Here is a 15864-nt window from a genome sequence, read left to right as displayed (position 1 = left end):
GTAATGGGCGAGCCCCGGAACCGACGCGGTTCCGGGGCTCGCCGCGACTGCTCAGACGAGCGAGCGCAGCACGTACTGCAGGATGCCGCCGTTGCGGTAGTAGTCCGCCTCGCCGGGGGTGTCGATGCGCACCACCGCGTCGAACTCGACGGTCTCCTTGCCGGGCGCGGACGCGTCGCTGGGCGAGGCGGTGACGTGCACGGTGCGCGGGGTCGTGCCCGCGTTCAGCTCCTCGATGCCGGAGATCGAGAAGACCTCGGTTCCGTCAAGGCCCAGGGTCGCCGCGGACTGCCCGGCCGGGAACTGCAGCGGGATGACGCCCATGCCGATGAGGTTCGAGCGGTGGATCCGCTCGTAGCTCTCGGCGATGACGGCGCGCACACCCAGCAGGCGTGTGCCCTTGGCCGCCCAGTCGCGGGACGAACCGGAGCCGTACTCCTTGCCGGCGAGGATCACCAGCGGCGTGCCGGCCTCCTGGTAGTTCACCGACGCGTCGTAGATGAACGACTGCGGTCCGCCCTCCTGCGTGAAGTCGCGGGTGTAGCCGCCTTCGACGCCGTCGAGCAGCTGGTTCTTCAGGCGGATGTTCGCGAACGTCCCGCGAATCATCACCTCGTGGTTCCCGCGGCGGGAGCCGTACGAGTTGAAGTCCTTCTTGTCGACGCCGTGCGCGGTCAGGTACTGACCGGCCGGGCTGTCGGCCTTGATGGAGCCGGCCGGCGAGATGTGGTCGGTGGTGACGGAGTCGCCGAGCTTGGCGAGCACGCGTGCGCCGGAGATGTCCGCCACCGGCTCGGGCTCGAGCGTCATGCCCTCGAAGTACGGGGGCTTGCGGACGTAGGTCGACGCGTCGTCCCACTCGAACGTCGCGCCCGTCGGCGTCGGAAGCGAACGCCACCGCTCGTCGCCTGCGAAGACGCTCGCGTACTGGGTGTCGAACATGTCGGTCGAGATCGACGAGTCGATCGTCGCCTGCACCTCCTCGGCGCTGGGCCACACGTCGCGCAGGAACACGTCGTTGCCCTCGGAGTCCTTGCCGAGCGGATCGGTCTCGAAGTCGAAGTTCATCGAGCCGGCGAGGGCGTACGCGATCACCAGCGGCGGGCTGGCGAGGTAGTTCATCTTCACATCGGGGTTGATGCGGCCCTCGAAGTTGCGGTTGCCCGAGAGGACGGCGGTCACGGCGAGGTCGTTCTGGTTGACCGCCTCGGAGACCTCCTCGATGAGGGGGCCGGAGTTGCCGATGCAGGTCGTGCAGCCGTAGCCGACGGTGTAGAACCCGAGCGCCTCGAGGTCGTCGGTCAGGCCGGCCTTCTCGTAGTAGTCGGTGACGACCTTCGAGCCGGGCGCCATGGTGGTCTTGACCCACGGCTTCGCCTTGAGACCCTTCTTCGCGGCGTTGCGCGCGAGCAGTCCCGCCGCGAGCATCACCGAGGGGTTGGACGTGTTGGTGCACGAGGTGATCGCCGCGATGGTGACCGCACCGTGATCGATCGTGTACGTGCCGTCGTCGGTGGTGACCGTCGTCGGCCTGGACACGCCGGCGGGAGCCGCGGCCAGGTCCTGCGCGGCGAACTGGTGGTGGTGGCTGACGTCGCCGGCCGCCCCGTTCTGGACGTGGCCGTCGTCCTCGGCGGTGAAGCCGATGGGGTCGGAGGCCGGGAAGGTGCCCTCGACCGCCGCATCCACCTGGGTCAGCTGGTGGGCGTCGGCGTCGGCGTAGTCGAGCAGGTCGCTGGCGAACTGCTCCTTGGCGCGCGAGAGCTCGATCCGGTCCTGCGGGCGCTTGGGACCCGCGATCGACGGCACGACGGTCGAGAGGTCGAGTTCGAGGTACTCGCTGAAGGAGGGTTCGACCGCCGGGTCGTGCCACAGGTGCTGGGCCTTGGAGTAGTCCTCGACGAGCTGCACCTGCTCCTCGCTGCGGCCGGTGAGGCGCAGGTAGTCCAGCGTGACGTCGTCGATGGGGAACATCGCCGCGGTCGAGCCGAACTCCGGGCTCATGTTCCCGATGGTGGCGCGGTTGGCCAGCGGAACGGATGCGACGCCCTCGCCGTAGAACTCCACGAACTTGCCGACAACACCGTGCCGGCGGAGCATGTCGGTGATCGTCAGGACGACGTCGGTGGCCGTGACGCCCGCGGGGATGGCGCCGGTCAGCTTGAAGCCGACCACGCGCGGGATCAGCATCGAGACGGGCTGGCCGAGCATGGCCGCCTCGGCCTCGATGCCGCCGACGCCCCAGCCGAGCACTCCGAGGCCGTTGACCATCGTGGTGTGGGAGTCGGTTCCGACGCAGGTGTCCGGGTAGGCGCGGAGCACGCCGTCGACCTCGCGGGTGTAGGTCACCTTGGCGAGGTGCTCGATGTTGACCTGGTGCACGATGCCGGTGCCCGGCGGGACGACCTTGAAGTCGTCGAAGGCCGTCTGGCCCCAGCGCAGGAACTGGTACCGCTCGCCGTTGCGCTGGTACTCGATCTCGACGTTGCGCTCGAACGCGTCGGGGCGCCCGAACAGGTCGGCGATGACGGAGTGGTCGATCACGAGCTCCGCCGGCGCGAGCGGGTTGATCCGGGTCGGGTCGCCGCCGAGCTCGGCCACGGCCTCGCGCATCGTGGCGAGGTCGACGATGCAGGGAACACCGGTGAAGTCCTGCATGACCACGCGGGCGGGGGTGTACTGGATCTCGGTGTCGGGCTCGGCCTGGGGGTCCCACGACCCGAGCGCGCGGATGTGGTCGGCCGTGATGTTCGCGCCGTCCTCGGTGCGAAGCAGGTTCTCCAACAGCACCTTGAGGCTGAACGGCAGCTTCTCGTAGCCGGGCACCGTGTCGATGCGGAAGATTTCGTAGTCGGTGCTGCCGACCGTCAGGGTGCTCTTGGCACCGAAGCTGTCAACCGTGGACACGTCTGTCTCCTTCGTCGGCGGCGGGATGGGGCCGAAGCCCGGCATTCCCCATCTTCCCCCGCCGCGAACCGGTCGGCTAGTGAGGCAGACCTAATCCGGCGGGGGCGAATTTATCTCGATATCGAGATAAATGTATCACCTGGACGACGGTGGATAGAGCGCCCGCACGGCGAGCCACGTGACCGCGACGAGGGGCGCGAACAGCGGCAGCCCCATGACGAGCTTCAGCGTCCCGAGCGCTGTGACGTCGCCGGCGAAGTACAGCGGCAGCTGCACGAGCAGCCGCGCCGCGAACAGGGCGGCCCACGCGATCGACAGCCAGAAGAACACGCGGCGCTTGCGGCGGTCGCCTCGCCACGCCACCCCTTCGCCCATGAGGAAGCCCACGGCGAGGCCGATCAGCGGCCAGCCGACGAGAGCGGAGATCAGGAACGCGCTGCCGTAGAGGCCGTTCGTGACGAACCCCCACAGGAAGTTGTCCTCGGCGCGTCCGGTCCACAGGGCGAGAGCCGCGGCCGCCGCGGCGGCGATGAGGCCCCCGAGCGCGGCGCCCACCGCCTGCCTCTGCAGCAGACGCACGGCGGTGAAGATCGCCGCGATGCCGACCGACACGCCGAGCGAGAGGACGAGGTGCTGCGTCACGGTGAACAGCACGACGAACGCCAGGCTCGGCAGGACCGATTCCAGGATGCCGCGCCACCCGCCCATCGCGGCCCACACGACGTGGCCGGTGCCCTTGTTCTCGGCCGGGTCGAGCCCTGCCCGGCGGGCGGCGCCACCCAGGGCCGCTCCGAGGATGTCGCTCGGCGCGGGCTGCTCGCGCTCCGGGTCCGGCGGCGTGAGGTCGGCCCGGTCGCTCACGCGGTTCCCGGGGTGGCAGGCATCCGGAGCGGGATGAGGTCTCGCGGCGGCATGGGGGCGCCGCCGCGCACCACGACGATGGAGCGGAAGAGGTCCTCCACGGCGGCGGCTGCCTCGACATCCGACGTCGCGGCCCCGCCGATCACACCGCGCAGGAACCAGCGCGGCCCGTCGACGCCGACGAAGCGCGCCAGGCGCTTGCCCGCGGCGCCATCCGGCCCGGCGACCACGGGGACCTCCGCGAGCAGCTCGGGGCCCAGCGGCCCCTCCCGCTCCTCGACGCGCCCGCCCTGCTGACGGATCTGCTGTCGGATCTGGTCGCGCGTCTCGTCCCACAGTCCGGCCGAGCGCGGAGCCGCGAACGGCTGGACCTGGAGGGTGGATTCGGCGTAGTCCAGGCCCACGGCCACGATGCGCTTGGTCTGCTCCTCGACCTCGAGGCGCAGGTTCAGTCCCTCGCGGGGCAGGATCTTGATGCCGCCGAGGTCGATGTAGGGCCGCACCGGGTTGGCCTCGGACTCGTCGAAAGGACCGGTCGTCGGCCGGTCATCGGGTGCGACCTTGCGCGGGACGTCGGGCGAGCTGGCGTCGCTCATGCCGGGACTCCGTTCTTCTGGTAGCCGGTCGAGCCGAACCCGCCCTCCCCACGCGCGCTGTCGGGCAGGGATTCGACCGGGATGAAGCGGGCGCGAGGAACCGGCATCACGATCAGCTGTGCGATGCGGTCGCCGACCGCGATGTCGTGGGCGTGCTGCGAATCGGTGTTGAGCAGGATCACCTTGATCTCGCCGCGGTAGCCGGCGTCGACGGTGCCGGGGGTGTTCACGACGGTGATGCCGTGCTTGGCTGCCAGGCCGCTGCGCGGGACGACGAACGCGACGTGCCCCTCGGGAAGGGCGATGCGGACGCCGGTGCCCACGACGGCGCGCTGTCCGGGCGCAAGGCGCACCGGCTCGGCGGCGACGAGGTCGGCGCCCGCGTCGCCGGGGTGGGCGTAGGCCGGCATGTCGGCAGCGATAATGGGGACGTCCACCGTTTCAGTCACCCAATGAGGGTAATGCAGAAGACACCGCGCAGTGCGAGCCCCCGAAGCCGTTCCGAGGGCTACCGGGAGCGGCTCAGCCCCTCACTGTGGATCCTGTGCGCCGCGGCCGTCGCGGCTCCGATGGCCGCCCTCGTCTTCACCGCGATCGACACCACGGTGGCCCTCGTGATCGGCGCCGTCGTGGGGGTCGCCGTCATCGGCGCGATGGTCGCCGCCTCTCCGGTGATCCGGATCGAGGGAGGCGAGCTGCGGGCCGGCCGGGTGCACATCCCGGTGCGTCTCCTGGGAGCTCCCGAGGTGCACGAAGGCGATGACGCCCGTCACGCGCGGGGCGCGGGTCTGGATCCGCGCGCGTGGCATCTGATCCGCGGTGGCATCGACGGGATCGTGACGATCCCCGTCATCGACCCCGCCGATCCGACGTCGGCGTGGGTCATCTCCTCGCGGACGCCCGACCGCCTCGCGGCGGCCGTGCGTCGCGCTCAGGCTGTCACGCCGCGCACTCCGAGCAGATAGGTCCGTCGGCGGTGTCGTGATCGAGCTGCGAGCGGTGCTTGACGAGGAAGCAGTTGGAGCAGGTGAACTCGTCCTCCTGCGGCGGCAGCACGACGACGTCGAGCTCGAGGTCGGAGAGGTCGGCACCGGGGAGCTCGAAGCCCGACGGGTTGTCGGCGTCCTCCACGTCGACCGAGCCGGAGAGCTTGTCGGGAACACGCTCCTTGAGCGCCTCGATCGACTCGCTGTCGTCCTCGGTCTTGCGGGGGGCGTCGTAATCGGTGGCCATGCGTGGAGGTCTCTACTTCCGGGTGTTTCGGGTTGCGCTCGCCCAATCGGGCGGCGATAGTTTGCATGACGGCATCCCTTTTCGCAAATGCGATGCGTGATGCCTCGGATCGTGCGTTCCCCTGAAACTCGCGCCACGCGCGCGATATTCCCGGCGGTGGCGATCGGCTGTGTCAGCATGGGCGGGACAGGCACGATCGGAGGGGCGTCCGCATGGAACAGCTCAAGGTCATCGGAACCGAGGACGACAAGCTCGTCCTGGCCACCGAGTCTGGCGAGAGATTCTCGCTGTATCTCGACGACGTCCTGCGCGCCGAGCTTCGGAAGGCCCGCAAGGACCGGGATGCCGACGCGCACATTCCCCGGCCCAGCCCGCGCGAGATCCAGGCGCACATCCGCGCCGGCTTGTCCGCGCAGGAGGTCGCGACCCTGCTGGGTGCGCGCGTGGAGGATGTCGTCCGCTTCGAGCGGCCGGTGCTCGCCGAGCGCGAGCACATCGTCGGTCAGGCACTGTCGGTGCCGGTGCTGCTGGGCGGCGACTTCGAAGGCGACGGACACGCCACCTTCGGCTCGGCCGTCCGCGGCAAGCTCGCCGAGGCCGGCGCCAGCGGTGAGCGGTGGACCAGCTGGAAGGAGCCGACCGGCTGGATCATCAAGCTCGAGTTCACGGCGAACCAGATCGATCACGACGCCCGCTGGGGGTTCGACCCGCGCCGCAGCACGCTGTCGCCGCTGAACGCCGACGCGATCCAGCTCTCGCGCCAGGGGTCGCTTCCCGAGGGGCTGATCCCCCGGCTGCGCGCCCTCGACAATCCGCTGGGCAAGGACGACTCGCGGTTCGACAGCGGCGCCTTCGGCCCGCGCCGTCCCCCCGAGGCCGACCTCGAGTCTCCCGACCTTCCCGCACCGGCGGCACCGGCGGTGCAGCAGGCGGCGATCAAGCGCGCCGACGAGCCGGTCGTGACCAACGCCGAGACGGCCGACCTGCTCGAAGCGCTGCGGCGCCGGCGAGGCCAGCGCGAGCCGCTCCCCGGAGCCGATGAGGCAGAGGCGCCGCCGCGCGGCTCCTCCCCCGTCGCGCTGTTCGACGCGCTCGAGCCGGGGTACGACGAGGCCCCTGCCGAGCCGGAGCCCGAGACGCCGTCGCCGCCGGCGGTCGCCGAGGCGGGTCGGCGCAAGGGCCGTCCCTCGATGCCGTCGTGGGACGAGATCGTGTTCGGAGCGCGCTCGGACGACTGACCGTCACGCGGGCGTCGCGAACGCTCCCAGGCGGATCAGGGGCACGATGCGCTCCTCGTCGGTCAGCGACCCGTGCTGCCCGATCATCTTCTGCGGTCCCTTGTCGTCGAGGCGGTCGTCGTAATACACCACGCCCGCTCGTGCGGCCACGACGACGTCGCCGATCCGCTCGGCGACGTCGGGGGCGACCGCGCCGAGCAGCCCCGACGCCGCCAGCTCCTCGCGCGAGCAGACCCAGGAGCGGGATGCCTCGGCGTCACGCCAGCGGGCGAGGACCGCGTCGGCCTCCCCGGGCTCGGCGTACAGGTGCAGCATGCGCGGCTCCCCGCCGATGAGCCGGACGCCGTCGAGAAGAGGCGAACCCTCCTCGAGGAGCACATGACGATGACGCGGGACATCGACCATGCCGTGGTCCGAGGTGACGATGACGCCGGTGTTCCGGTCGACGGCTGCGGCGAGGGCGCGCGCCGCGGCATCCACGCGCTCGAGGACGGCGACCCACTCGTCGGACTCCCACCCGTGCTTGTGCCCGGCGGAGTCGAGCTCCGGCGCGTACAGGTAGGTGAGCGATCCCGGATGGTCGGCGGCGATCTCGGCCGCGGCACGCACCCGTGCGTCCAGATCGTCCTCCCCGCGGAAGCGTGCGCCGTCCAGGGTGACCGCCGTGAATCCGGTCCCTTCGTACTCGTCGCGCGACACCGCGAAGAACGGCCGGCCGAGCGCGCGCGACAGCGGCGCCGCGCGCTGGAAGGAAGGCGGGAGGCCGTCGGTGTCCCAGCCGCGGAGCTGGTTCACGACGTCGTCGGTGCCAGGCACGCGCGCCCGGTAGCCGACGATGCCGTGCTCCCCCGGCGCCGTGCCGGTCAGCAGGCTCGTCAGCGCCGCCGCGGTCGTCGACGGGAAGACCGTGCGCGCGGCATCCTTCTTCCCCCTCGCCTCCGCGAGGAAGCGCGCGTGCCCCGCCCGCGCGGACAGGTTGTGGGCGCCCAGTCCGTCGATCACCCAGACGATCGCGCTGCGCGCGGGAGCGAACCACTCCGAGCGGCCCTCCAGTGCGGCCGACATCTCGCGCACGACACGGGTCACGCTCCGGGTCCGCGCAGGGTCCGCAGGTAGGCTGAAGGACATCGGGGCCAGTCTCGCACACCGCCGACCCGCGCCCGCCGCTCCCGCCGTCACCCGAGGCTTCATCGTCACATGCCCGCATCCCGCACCGACTCCGCTCCCGCCGATCACGGACGCATCGAGGACGTCGACGTCTCGTCAGAGATGCAGACGTCGTTCCTCGAGTACGCGTACTCCGTGATCTACTCGCGGGCGCTTCCCGACGCTCGCGACGGGCTCAAGCCGGTGCAGCGGCGCATCCTCTTCCAGATGGCCGACATGGGGCTGCGCCCGGACCGCGGTCACGTCAAGAGCGCCCGCGTCGTCGGCGAGGTGATGGGCAAGCTGCACCCCCACGGGGACGCCCCCATCTACGACGCCCTCGTGAGGCTCGCACAGCCCTTCTCGCTGCGCGTTCCGCTCGTCGACGGCCACGGCAACTTCGGATCGCTCGACGACGGGCCCGCCGCCCCCCGGTACACCGAGGCGCGGCTGGCGGCGCCCGCGCTGGCGCTGACCGAGGACCTCGACGAGGACGTCGTCGACTTCATCCCCAACTACGACGGCCAGTTCCAGCAGCCCGAGGTGCTGCCGGCCGCGTTCCCCAACCTGCTGGTCAACGGCGCGACCGGCATCGCCGTCGGCATGGCGACCAACATGGCGCCGCACAACCTCATCGAAGTGGTCGCCGCCGCGACGCACCTGCTCGAGAACCCCGAGGCGACCGTTGAGGAGCTGATGGAGTTCGTGCCGGGGCCGGACCTTCCCGGCGGGGGCATCATCGTCGGCCTGGACGGCATCAAGGACGCGTACGCGACCGGACGCGGCAGCTTCCGGACGCGGGCGAAGGTCGCGATCGAGTCGCTCGGGCCGCGCCGTACGGGCCTGGTCGTCACCGAGCTGCCGTACCTCGTCGGTCCTGAGCGGGTGATCGAGAAGATCAAGGACGCGGTGAACGCCAAGAAGCTCCAGGGCATCGCCGACGTCACCGACCTGACCGATCGCCACAAGGGGCTGCGGCTGGTCATCGGGATCAAGACCGGCTTCGACCCGCAGGCGGTGCTCGAGCAGCTGTACCGGCTGACGCCGCTCGAGGACTCGTTCGGCATCAACAACGTCGCACTCGTGGACGGCCAGCCGCAGACCCTCGGCCTGCGCGACCTGCTGCGGGTGTATCTGGACCACCGCATCAGCGTCGTCACACGCCGCAGCCGCTACCGCCTCGGACGCCGCAAGGAACGGCTGCACCTGGTCGAAGGCCTCCTCATCGCGATCCTCGACATCGACGAGGTCATCCAGGTCATCCGCACCTCGGACGACGGCGAGCAGGCGCGCACGCGTCTGATCGAGGTGTTCGACCTCTCGCAGCCGCAGGCCGAGTACATCCTCGAGCTGCGCCTGCGGCGCCTCACCAAGTTCTCGCGCATCGAGCTGGAGACCGAGCGCGACAACCTCAAGGCCGAGATCGCCCAGCTGGAGGAGCTGCTCGCCAGCGACGTGCTCCTGCGTGGGCAGGTCGCCCGGGAGCTGGATGCCGCAGCGGAGGCGTTCGGAACGCCCCGGCGCACGCTGCTGCTCAATGGCGGACCGGTCGCGCCGCGGTCGCGCGCGGCGGCTGCGGCGGCCGACCTGCAGATCGCGGACGAACCGTGCCGCGTGTTCCTCTCGGTCACCGGCCGCATGGTGCGCGCCGCACTGCGCACCGCGCAGGAGGGCGCAGGCGAGACGGTCATCGGCATCACACCGCCGGCGCGGCGCTCGAAGCACGACGCCATCCGGTCCGCGGTGGATACCACCACGCGCGGAGACCTCGGGGCCGTCACGAGCGCGGGGCGTCTGATCCGCTTCTCGCCGGTGGACCTGCCATCGGTTCCGGGCAACTCGGTGCAGCTGGGCGCCGGCACGCGCGCCGACCAGTACCTGGGCCTCAGCGGCGGCGAGCACGTCGTGGCGCTGGTGCCGCTCGTCGACGCGCCGCCCATCGCGCTGGGAACGCAGCAGGGCATCGTCAAGCGGGTCTCCGCCAGTGAGCTCGGCACCAAGCACGACATCGAGATCATCGCGCTCCGAAACGACGACCGGGTCATCGGCGCGGCGCCTGCCTCCGACGGGGCCGAACTGGTCTTCGTCGCCGACGACGCCCAGCTGCTGCGCTTCGACGCGTCGTCGGTGCGTCCGCAGGGGCGCTCGGCGGGCGGCATGGCCGGCATCCGGCTGGCAGACGGCGCGCGCGTCATCGCTTTCGACGTGGTCGGTCCTTCCGACTTCGACGCCGTCGTGGTGACGGTCGCCGGCTCGACCACCGCCATCGCGGGAACGGATGCCGGCAGCGCGAAGGTGTCGCTGTTCAGCGAGTTCCCCGCGAAGGGCCGGGCGACCGGCGGCGTGCGCGCTCAGCGCTTCCTGAAGGGTGAGGATGCGCTCACGCTGGCGTGGGTGGGCACCGACCCGCGCGCCGTCGGTCCGGACGGTGCGACCCGCTCGCTGCCCGCCGCCGGAGCCAAGCGGGATGCGTCGGGCACGCCGCTGGATGGCGTCATCGGCGGACTGGGCGCGGGCATCCGCTGACCCGGCCGTCCCTCGGCCGCGCCGTGGCCCGCACCCGGCGCGCGCCCGACCTCGTCAGGCGTCGATGCGCTCGCGTGCGAGCCGGTCGCTGGAGTCGATGATGAACTCCTTGCGCGGGGCGACGTCGTTGCCCATGAGCAGCTCGAAGACCGACGACGCCGCCTCGGCGTCCTGCATGCGGACCCGGCGCAGGGTGCGGCCGGCGCGGTCCATCGTGGTCGTCGCCAGCTGGTCGGCATCCATCTCGCCCAGGCCCTTGTAGCGCTGCACCGGCTCCTGCCACCGCTTGCCGGCCTTGGAGAGCTTGGCCAGCAGTCCGTGCAGCTCCTGCTCGGAGTACGTGTAGATGGTGTCGTTGGGCTTGGACCCGGGGTTCATGACGACGACGCGATGCAGCGGCGGCACGGCGGCGAAGACGCGGCCTTCCTCGATGAGCGGGCGCATGTAGCGGAAGAACAGCGTGAGCAGCAGCGTGCGGATGTGCGCGCCGTCGACGTCGGCATCGCTCATCAGGATGATCTTGCCGTAGCGGGCTGCCTCGATGTCGAACGAGCGTCCGGATCCCGCCCCGATGACCTGGATGATGGCGGCGCACTCGGCGTTGGAGAGCATGTCGCTGATGGACGCCTTCTGGACGTTCAGGATCTTGCCGCGGATGGGAAGCAGCGCCTGATACTCGCTGTTGCGGGCGAGCTTGGCGGTCCCGAGGGCGGAGTCTCCCTCGACGATGAACAGCTCCGACTCCGCGACGTCGTTGGAGCGGCAGTCGGCGAGCTTGGCGGGGAGCGAGGACGACTCCAGTGCGTTCTTGCGGCGCTGGGTCTCCTTGTGCGTGCGCGCCGAGATGCGCGCCTTCATCTCGGAGACGACCTTGTCGAGCAGCAGCGCCGTCTGCGCCTTGTCGTCGCGCTTGGCGGAGGTGAACCGGGCGGTGAGCTCGCGCGTGACGACGTTCGTGACGATCTGGCGGACGGCCGGAGTGCCCAGCACCTCCTTCGTCTGCCCCTCGAACTGCGGCTCGGGCAGGCGCACCGTCAGGACGGCGGACAGCCCCGCGAGGATGTCGTCCTTCTCGAGCTTGTCGTTGCCGACCTTGAGCCTGCGGGCGTTCTGCTCGACCTGCGTGCGCAGCACCTTCATCAGGCCCTGCTCGAAGCCCTGCTGATGCGTGCCGCCCTTGGGCGTGGCGATGATGTTCACGAACGAGCGCGTCATGGTCTCGTAGCCCGTGCCCCACCGCACCGCGATGTCGACGTGGCACTCGCGCTCGAGCTCGGTCGGGACCATGGCGCCCGAGGGCTGCAGCACGGGCACCGTCTCGGTGAAGGTGCCCGACCCGGTGAGTCGCCAGGTGTCGGTGATCGCCGCATCGGGCGCCAGGAAGTCGGCGAACTCCGAGATGCCGCCGTCATAGCGGAAGCTGGTCTCGACCGGACCTCCGCCATCGCCATCGATGCCGCGCTCGTCGCGGATCACGATCTCGAGCCCGGGGACGAGGAACGCGGTCTGACGCGCGCGCTGCTCGAGCTCCTGGAGGTTGAACGCGGCGTCCTTGGTGAAGATCTGCCGGTCCGCCCAGTAGCGGATGCGGGTGCCCGTCACGCCCTTGGCGGTCCTGCCCGCCACGCGCAGCTCGGAGCTCTTCTCGAAGGGCGTGAACGGCGACGTGGGGTGCGGTCCGGCGAAGACGCCGGGCTCGCCCCGGTGGAACGACATCGCCCATGTCTTGCCGCCGCGGTCGACCTCGACGTCGAGCCGCTCCGACAGGGCGTTCACCACGGATGCGCCGACGCCGTGCAGGCCTCCCGAGGCCGCATACGAGCCGCCGCCGAACTTGCCGCCGGCGTGCAGCTTGGTGAAGACCACCTCGACGCCGGACAGCCCGGTCCGCGGTTCGATGTCGACGGGGATGCCGCGCGCGCGGTCGCGCACCTCGACGCTGCCGTCGGCGTGCAGCACGATGTCGATGCGGGAGCCGTGGCCGGCGAGGGCCTCGTCGACGGAGTTGTCGATGATCTCCCAGAGGCAGTGCATCAGTCCCCGCGAATCGGTGGATCCGATGTACATGCCGGGGCGCTTGCGGACCGCCTCGAGCCCCTCGAGCACCTGGAGATGATGGGCGGAGTACTCGGAGGTCACAATCTCCCATCGTAGGCGCGCCCGCCGACGGTCCCGCGCAGACACGCGTCCCCGGGCGCCGTCCGTACGCGCTGAGCGAAATCTTCCGGATCCCGGCATTCTCCCGCCTGCGGCGTGGTTGTATTTCATGACCCGAAACGGAGTTCTACGCATACGAGGAGGCACCGAGATGAACACGCTTTCGACGCAGCAGGAGAACGGCGCCGTCCTCGAGTACCGGCTCACCGCGGCGGACCGGTGCGACTCGTGCGGCGCGCAGGCCTACATCGCGGCCGAGGTCAACGGCAGCGAGCTGCTCTTCTGCGCCCACCACGGTCGCAAGTACGAAGAGAAGCTGCGTGCCGTCGCGTCGTCATGGCACGACGAGACCGCGCGTCTGACCGAGTCGGCCTGACACCGGTCACGCAGCCCCGTACACGCGCGGGAGGAGCGGCGAGACGCGCACCGCGATCTCCTCGCCGATCGTCCCGATGAGCTCGGCGAGGTCGGTCGGCGAGCCCGCTCCCCCGCCGTAGACGGTGACCGTGTCGCCCACGGCGGCACCGGGCCACGCCTCGACCGAGGTCCATTCGCCGATGGCGAGGACGCGGCGCGGGCCCGCCGGTGTCCCGACCCACGCGCGCCCTGCCAGTGTCGACGGCAGTCCGTCGAGTGCGCCGATGCCCACGGTGACCTCTCGCTCGCCGACCGCGATGACGTCGGCCTCCAATCGCCCCGCGGGCGCGAGACCCAGGGCCGCGGCGTCCGGGCCTCCGGCGGAGCGGATGCCGTAGCAGAACGCACCGACCCGGACCATGTCGTAACGGAACTCGGGGCGCGCGAAGGACGCCGCGCTCGCCGCCAGGTGACGCATCGCCGGCCGCAGGCCCGCGGCGGAGGCCTCGGCCAGCGCACGCTCGTATGCGACCCGCGCCGCGTCGTCCTCGTCGTCGGACGCCTCGGCGATGTGGCTCCACACCCCTGCCACCTCGATCGATCCTTCGGCTTGGAGCTGCGCCGCCCGAGCGACGAACGCCGGCCAGTGCTCCGGGCGCACGCCGTTGCGGTGCAGACCGGTGTCGATCTTCAGGTGCACGCGCGGCGTGCCGCCGGCCGCGCAGGCCGCACGCGCGACATCCTCGAGCAGTGCCGCATCCCCGACGCCGATGTCGAGGTCCGCTGCGATCGCGTCGTCGATGTCGCCGCCGGTCGCGGCGATCCACGTGAAGATGCGGGGGGCATCGCCCAGCGCATCCCGCACCGCCCTCCCGGTGCGCACGTCGAACGCGCCGAACCAGGTGACGCCCTCGCGAGAAGCCGTCCGCACGACCTCCCGCAGGCCGTGCCCGTACGCGTCGTCCTTCACCACGAGCATCAGCTCGGACGGCGCGACGGTCGCTCGCACCCGCTCGATGTTGGCCGCCAGCTGCGCCAGATCCACGTGCAGTCGCGCGGTCACGGCGCCACCTCCCGGATCGCCCTCAGGCCCACGGCGGCGACGAGCTCCGCCGGAAGCATCCCGGTCGCCGCGACCCACTCCGCCAAGGAGGGCTCTCCGCGACCGGCCTCTCCCAGGAACACCGCCTGGTCGCCGCGCGCGACAGGGACGTCGGCGACGTCCACCACGCACACGTCCATCGCGACGCGTCCGACGATCCGCTGACGCGACCCGTGGATCGTCACGTCGGCGACGTTGCCCAGCGCGCGGACGACGCCCTGCGCGTAGCCGCCGGTCACGAGGGCGACGCGCGTGTCGCGCGGTGCCCGGTAGGAGTAGCCGTACGAGACGCCTTCGCCCGCCCGGAGCTCCTTGACCGAGAGCACCGTGCCGTGCAGGCGCAGCACCGGGCAGGCGTCCGCGGCACCGCCGGGCAGCCCGAACAGGGTGAGGGGGTCGACGTCGCCGACCGCACCGCCGCCGGGCGCGAAGGTGAAGCCTTCACCGTCGAGGACACCGCGCACCAGGTCCTCACCGTGTCCCCACGCGTCGGCGCGGAGCAGGCGCGCCGAGAACGAGCGACCCCCCGCGTGCCCGGCGATGCGGGCGTTGCGAACGAGGGCGCTCCGCGAGACCCGGGCGACGGGGGCGCTGCGCGGAACGGATTGTTCCGCCGGCGTATCGCACCCAGAGATCGCCGAACCCACGCCTCTAGACTAACGGGGTCCCCCGATCCCGACCCCGGAGAACGCATGCCATCCTCAGGCCTGGGCCTCGCGCCTCGCCTCCGCTACCTCGCCGGCCGAGCACGCCGCATCGACGTCGGCTCCGTCCTCGAGCGCGCCAGGGAGACCTCGCGCCAGCACGGCAAGTGGATGCCGGCGATCCTGGTGGACATGCTGTGGTCGGCAGGATTCCGTCAGGTCGGATTCCAGGACTACGTCGACTACGACTTCGCGATCCTCAGCCGCGCCGAGCGCGAGACGTTCATGACGCATCCGGTGTCCAACCAGCTCTCGCAGAAGTACGACCACCCCGACCACCGCCATCTCTTCCAGGACAAGGTGGAGTTCGACCGGGTCTTCAGCGCGTTCCTGCGCCGCGAGTGGATGGTGGTCGAGGAGGACAACGCGGACGCCGTCCGCGCCTTCGCCGAGCGACACGGCACGATCGTGACGAAGGAGCCCGTCGGCCAGGCCGGCACGGGCGTCCATCGGTATCACGCCGCCGACGTCGAGGACTGGGATGCCTTCCACCGGGGGCTGCGTCAGCGCGGGGAACTGCTCATCGAGGAGGTCATCCGCCAGCACGACGACCTCGCCGCGGTGTGCCCTGGGACGGTCAATACGACGCGGGTGACGGCGTTCTTCGATGGTCAGCAGACCCACATCCTGGCGATGGCGCAGAAGTTCGGCCGCGGCGCGGTGAGCGACCAGATGACCTTCGGCGGCTTCTACACGATGCTCGACGACGACGGGCACGCCGTCGGGCCCGGCTACGACTCGCACGGCCACGTGCACGAGCGCCATCCCGATTCCGGCTTCGTGATCGCCGACTTCCAGCTGCCGATGGTGGAGCAGGTCAAGGCGTTCGTGGACCAGGTGGCGCGCGTCGTTCCGCAGGTGCAGTACGTCGGGTGGGACATCGTCGTCACCGCGGACGGGCCCGTCCTGGTCGAAGGCAACTGGGGGGCGGGCGTGTACGAGAACAAGCCGAGCGTGACGGGCATCCGCACGGGCCACAAGCCGCGGTATCGCGCAGCCATCGGATTCTGACAGCGACGAAGGGGCGGGGCCGGCGT

14 protein-coding genes are annotated in these 15864 nt (G+C 70.9%); 5 read left to right on the top strand and 9 right to left on the bottom strand.

Annotated features, from left to right (window positions below; translation table 11 throughout):
• Nucleotides 1-51 precede the first annotated feature (51 nt).
• The 4 genes from AC5RVZ_RS15050 to dut form a co-directional block, all read right to left on the bottom strand.
• Entirely contained in the window at nucleotides 52-2952 is a 2901-nt protein-coding gene (locus tag AC5RVZ_RS15050; protein ID WP_494066578.1) for an aconitate hydratase, read from the bottom strand.
• Between the two features lie 90 nt (nucleotides 2953-3042).
• Nucleotides 3043-3768 (bottom strand): DUF3159 domain-containing protein, encoded by a 726-nt coding sequence (locus AC5RVZ_RS15045; RefSeq protein WP_494066577.1) that lies wholly within the window; start codon nucleotides 3766-3768, stop codon nucleotides 3043-3045.
• Entirely contained in the window at nucleotides 3765-4364 is a 600-nt protein-coding gene (locus tag AC5RVZ_RS15040; RefSeq protein WP_494066576.1) for a DUF3710 domain-containing protein, read from the bottom strand. Before AC5RVZ_RS15040 ends, AC5RVZ_RS15045 begins: the two co-directional genes overlap by 4 nt.
• Complete coding sequence (gene dut / locus AC5RVZ_RS15035; RefSeq protein WP_494066575.1) at nucleotides 4361-4813, bottom strand: dUTP diphosphatase; 453 nt, start codon at nucleotides 4811-4813, stop codon at nucleotides 4361-4363. The genes AC5RVZ_RS15040 and dut overlap by 4 nt, the downstream gene beginning before the upstream one ends.
• A 12-nt stretch (nucleotides 4814-4825) precedes the next feature.
• On the opposite strand from dut, the gene AC5RVZ_RS15030 reads away from it, so the two are divergent.
• Nucleotides 4826-5329 carry a DUF3093 domain-containing protein gene (locus AC5RVZ_RS15030; RefSeq protein WP_494066574.1) on the top strand — a complete coding sequence of 168 codons (504 nt, stop codon included), beginning with the start codon at nucleotides 4826-4828 and terminating at the stop codon, nucleotides 5327-5329.
• Here AC5RVZ_RS15030 and AC5RVZ_RS15025 read toward each other — a convergent pair.
• Entirely contained in the window at nucleotides 5304-5597 is a 294-nt protein-coding gene (locus tag AC5RVZ_RS15025) for a DUF4193 domain-containing protein (protein WP_494066573.1), read from the bottom strand. The two genes, AC5RVZ_RS15030 and AC5RVZ_RS15025, sit on opposite strands and share 26 nt — an antisense overlap.
• 212 nt (nucleotides 5598-5809) lie before the next feature.
• Between AC5RVZ_RS15025 and sepH the strand changes: the two genes are divergently transcribed.
• On the top strand, nucleotides 5810-6835 hold the full coding sequence (gene sepH / locus AC5RVZ_RS15020; protein ID WP_494066572.1) for a septation protein SepH: 1026 nt from the start codon (nucleotides 5810-5812) through the stop codon (nucleotides 6833-6835).
• 3 nt (nucleotides 6836-6838) lie between these two features.
• Here the strand turns inward: sepH and AC5RVZ_RS15015 are convergent, their stop codons facing one another.
• Nucleotides 6839-7963, bottom strand: a complete 1125-nt coding sequence (locus tag AC5RVZ_RS15015; RefSeq protein ID WP_494066571.1) for an alkaline phosphatase family protein — start codon at nucleotides 7961-7963, stop codon at nucleotides 6839-6841.
• Nucleotides 7964-8032: 69 nt separating this feature from the next.
• Between AC5RVZ_RS15015 and AC5RVZ_RS15010 the strand changes: the two genes are divergently transcribed.
• Entirely contained in the window at nucleotides 8033-10507 is a 2475-nt protein-coding gene (locus tag AC5RVZ_RS15010; protein ID WP_494066570.1) for a DNA gyrase/topoisomerase IV subunit A, read from the top strand.
• Nucleotides 10508-10561: 54 nt separating this feature from the next.
• On the opposite strand, the gene AC5RVZ_RS15005 is transcribed toward AC5RVZ_RS15010, so the two are convergent.
• Entirely contained in the window at nucleotides 10562-12649 is a 2088-nt protein-coding gene (locus tag AC5RVZ_RS15005) for a DNA gyrase/topoisomerase IV subunit B (protein ID WP_494066991.1), read from the bottom strand.
• 166 nt (nucleotides 12650-12815) lie between these two features.
• Here AC5RVZ_RS15005 and AC5RVZ_RS15000 point away from each other — a divergent pair, with 166 nt between their 5' ends.
• Nucleotides 12816-13040, top strand: coding sequence for a DUF7455 domain-containing protein (locus AC5RVZ_RS15000; RefSeq protein ID WP_494066569.1), 225 nt, complete (start codon nucleotides 12816-12818; stop codon nucleotides 13038-13040).
• Nucleotides 13041-13046: 6 nt separating this feature from the next.
• On the opposite strand, the gene AC5RVZ_RS14995 is transcribed toward AC5RVZ_RS15000, so the two are convergent.
• On the bottom strand, nucleotides 13047-14084 hold the full coding sequence (locus AC5RVZ_RS14995) for an alanine racemase (RefSeq protein WP_494066568.1): 1038 nt from the start codon (nucleotides 14082-14084) through the stop codon (nucleotides 13047-13049).
• Nucleotides 14081-14770, bottom strand: coding sequence for an alanine racemase C-terminal domain-containing protein (locus AC5RVZ_RS14990; RefSeq protein ID WP_494066567.1), 690 nt, complete (start codon nucleotides 14768-14770; stop codon nucleotides 14081-14083). Before AC5RVZ_RS14990 ends, AC5RVZ_RS14995 begins: the two co-directional genes overlap by 4 nt.
• 45 nt (nucleotides 14771-14815) lie before the next feature.
• Between AC5RVZ_RS14990 and AC5RVZ_RS14985 the strand changes: the two genes are divergently transcribed.
• Nucleotides 14816-15838, top strand: a complete 1023-nt coding sequence (locus AC5RVZ_RS14985) for a sugar-transfer associated ATP-grasp domain-containing protein (protein WP_494066566.1) — start codon at nucleotides 14816-14818, stop codon at nucleotides 15836-15838.
• Nucleotides 15839-15864 lie beyond the last annotated feature (26 nt).

The sequence above is a fragment of the Arthrobacter sp. Cza30 genome, from assembly GCF_059090765.1.
The sequence above is the reverse complement of the archived record's forward strand: the minus strand, read 5'-3'. Positions and strand labels throughout refer to the sequence as shown.